The 2,036-nt window shown below is 66.0% G+C and carries 2 protein-coding genes; both read left to right on the top strand.

Annotation, left to right across the window (positions count from 1 at the left end; translation table 11 throughout):
* The coding region (locus AC1DT2_RS21770) for a M24B family metallopeptidase (RefSeq protein WP_477298686.1) at positions 1 to 758 on the top strand (758 nt) is incomplete at its 5' end.
* A gap of 199 nt (positions 759 to 957) precedes the next feature.
* A partial coding sequence (locus tag AC1DT2_RS21765; protein WP_477298685.1) for an ATP-binding protein occupies positions 958 to 2,036 on the top strand: 1,079 nt, incomplete at its 3' end.

The following is a 2,036-nucleotide window of genomic DNA, read 5'->3' as shown; positions in this document are numbered from 1 at the left end:
ACACCATCGTGCGCGAGGCCCGTGCCTCACAGAGCGGCTTCGTCGGCGAAAGCTTCTCGACGATCGCCGCGTACCAGGCCAACGGCGCGCTCCCGCATTACCGGGCGACCGAGGCGCACTTCAGCCCGCTTGCGGCCAAGGGACTGCTTCTGATCGACTCGGGCGGCCAGTACCTGGGCGRCACCACCGACATCACGCGTGTGCTCGTGCTGGGGCCGGTGACCGACGAGCAGCGACGCGACTCGACACTCGTGCTCAAGGGCATGATCGCGCTCTCCCGCGCCCGCTTTCCTAAGGGCGCCAGCGGCCCGCAACTCGATGCCCTTGCCCGTGCGCCGCTCTGGGCGGCCGGCATGGACTACGGCCACGGCACGGGTCACGGCGTGGGCTACTTCCTCAATGTGCATGAGGGCCCCCATGGCATCCGGGCTCCCAGAGCAGGTGTCGCACTGGTCCCTCTGGAGACCGGCATGATCACCTCGATCGAACCCGGCCTCTACAAGCCGGGCCGCTACGGTATCCGCCACGAAAACCTGGCCGTCGTGACCCAGGCGGACAGCACCGAGTTCGGCGACTTCTTCGCCTTCGAGACCCTCACCCTTTGCCCGTTCGACCGTCGTGGGCTCGAACCGCGGCTGCTCGAACCCTCCGAGCGGGCCTGGCTGGACGACTATCACGCCACCGTACGCGGCGCCCTGTCCCCGTTGCTGGACGGCGCCGACCGCGAATGGCTCGAGTGGCACTGCGCGCCGCTGTGAGTCCCTGATTGCCCGTACGACTGCRTAGGAGCCGATTTATCGGCGATTGGGTGCTCGCAGCAGCCTTGCCCGCTGCCGCGGGATCGCCGATGAATCGGCTCCTACAGGAATCTCGCCGGGTGATATCCACTAGCCTCAGGCTTGACCATCCACGCGACCTGACCCCATCCTGCCCGGCTACGAACGGCCTCGATACCTAATGAATACTCGTTACAACGCTGCAGACATCGAAGTCCTCAGCGGCCTTGACCCGGTCAAGCGCCGCCCTGGCATGTACACCGACACCTCGCGACCGAACCACCTGGCGCAGGAAGTCATCGACAACTCGGTCGACGAAGCCCTCGCCGGCCATGCGAAAACCATCGACGTCACCGTTTTCAACGACGGCTCGGTGGAAGTCACCGACGACGGCCGCGGCATGCCCGTGGATATCCATCCCGAAGAGGGCGTTCCCGGCATCGAGCTGATCCTCACGCGCCTGCACGCCGGCGGCAAGTTCTCGAACAAGAACTACGCTTTCTCAGGCGGCCTGCACGGCGTCGGCGTCTCGGTGGTGAATGCGCTGTCGCACAAGGTCGACGTGACCATCCGTCGCGACGGCCAGGAATACCGCATGAGCTTCGCCAATGGCGACCGCTCCAGCGAGCTCGAAGTCATCGGCACCGTCCCCAAGAAGAAGACCGGCACCACCTTGCGTTTCTGGCCGGACGCGAAGTACTTCGATACACCGAAGATCCTCGTCTCCAAGCTCAAGCACCTGCTGCGCGCCAAGGCCGTGCTCTGCGCGGGCCTCACCGTGCGCCTGCTCGATGAAGCCTCCGGCGAAACCACCGAGTGGTACTTCGAAGATGGCCTGCCCGACTATCTGCGCGGTGAGTTGCAGGGGGCGGAAGCGCTGCCGTCGGGCCTGTTCGTCAAGCATTTCGCCCGCGAGACCGATGCACTCGACGTCGCCCTCGCCTGGCTGCCGGAAGGCGACCTGGTCCAGGAAAGCTACGTCAACCTGATTCCCACCGCGCAGGGCGGCACGCATGTGAACGGCCTGCGTTCCGGCCTCACCAACGCCATCCGCGAGTTCTGCGACCTGCGCAACCTGCTGCCGCGAGGCGTGAAGCTGGCCCCGGAAGATGTCTGGGAACGCCTGGCCTTCGTACTCAGCGTGAAGCTGCAGGACGCCCAGTTCGCCGGCCAGACGAAGGAGCGCCTGTCGTCGCGCGCCGCCGCCGGCATCGTCGAGGGCGTGGTGCACGACGCCTTCAGCCTGTGGTTGAACCAGCA

It is taken from the genome of Luteibacter sp. P4_E6 (genome assembly GCF_056401535.1).
This window is presented reverse-complemented; position numbering and strand designations above follow the sequence as displayed.